This window comes from Janthinobacterium sp. LPB2021202312-11-4 (assembly GCF_037049705.1).
Lineage (GTDB): Bacteria > Pseudomonadota > Gammaproteobacteria > Pseudomonadales > Pseudomonadaceae > Aquipseudomonas.
The window spans coordinates 1-1,346 of sequence record NZ_JBAGKV010000081.1 but is presented as its reverse complement, the minus strand read 5'-3'; the positions used below and the strand labels follow the sequence as shown (position 1 = coordinate 1,346).

Sequence of the window (1,346 nt, the reverse complement as noted above, 5' to 3'; positions counted from 1 at the left end):
AAATCGTACCACTCGACTGTATCTTTAAAGGGCACAGCTTTTCTTAACTCTATAAAGTGCTCTCCGGACAACTCAATTGTTCCAGACTCAGGAGATTTTTTATTCAGCACTATTTTAGCTGGCAAATGAAGATATTGCTTACCGTCTTTGATACCAGACTTATTTTGCAGAAAATCTTCGATTCTAGAGTCAGCTGAGAAGATTTCTATATGGACTTGATACTTGCTGGAGCTCCCACCTTCGGGCGTAGAAATATTTTCGTTCAACCCAAGGTAACTAATCGGATCACCAGCCTTGATCGCCGTATCCATAAGTACCACTTCATCAAAGACAGAGGGTGTAAGTCCTTGCCATTGAACAAATAGGTTTGGGGAAATATCTTCTACACACGCCCAGAAAGTATCAGGTACCGGCAGATTATGACTTTTTAATCCTGTAGGAGTACCGGAGGTGTTTGGCACGAACGTACACTCTGCCATTCGCAGGATTTTACTTCCCAACTTCAGATTCAGAATTTTTCCACTATCAAACTCAATTGTGCTGTTGGTGCATAAAACTAGAGGTTTAGCGCCCCCTTGACTCGTCGCAGCACTCAATACTTCCCCTGCTGGAGCACCATGTGACAATGTCGCGGGTGGTTGACGCAGTGTTAATCCCGATGCCGCGACTACCGCTTTTACTTTGCCTTTCCAATAACCGGGCTGAGTTCTCTCACGAAGGATTACGGGTTTCCAACTAGGTGTGCCATCAGCTCTTTGGTACGCAACACCATTCTGCTTGTAGGCGAACCAAAATTCCTGACCGACCGTACGTCCGGCTACGCTGCCCGCAATTAGTTTTCCTTTCGCATGAATATGGTCTGTATGTTCTTCAAGAATTTCGATTTCGGCTCCAGCCGAAATTGCTCCATATTCTTCACAACCCGCAGCGCCCATGATATCGCTTCGGGCTTTAAAACCTGTTGCGATCATCTTAATCCTTGGTGCGGGAATCTCATCCGGCGAAGCTGGATAACGATCAAAAGGTAACAAGTGCATATAGAGACTGTAGAGCGTCAGCTCATTGCAAATATCACCAGCACCTTGAGAGTTCGCTGGTGACTTATAATCATGTCGAACAAGGCAAAAAGAATTTGAGTACTTTAATGTTTCTGTAGAAGCTCCGCCTGCAAATTCGCTTCTCAGATAATCCTTGTTCAGGCGATAAGCAACAACCACCCCATCACCCATACAGCGTACAGGCTCGTCAAGTACGCACTGAGGTGCGCTCCTGTTGGTGATATGGATACCTCCATGCCAGAATCCATAATTCCCCAATAGAAAATTGCCTGAACTTTCATTTTCTAG

1 pseudogene is annotated in these 1,346 nt (G+C 45.2%); it reads right to left on the bottom strand.

The window, feature by feature from the left end:
• Positions 1 to 1,346 (bottom strand): annotated as a pseudogene (locus tag V5E99_RS30905) (hypothetical protein); the annotation flags it as partial.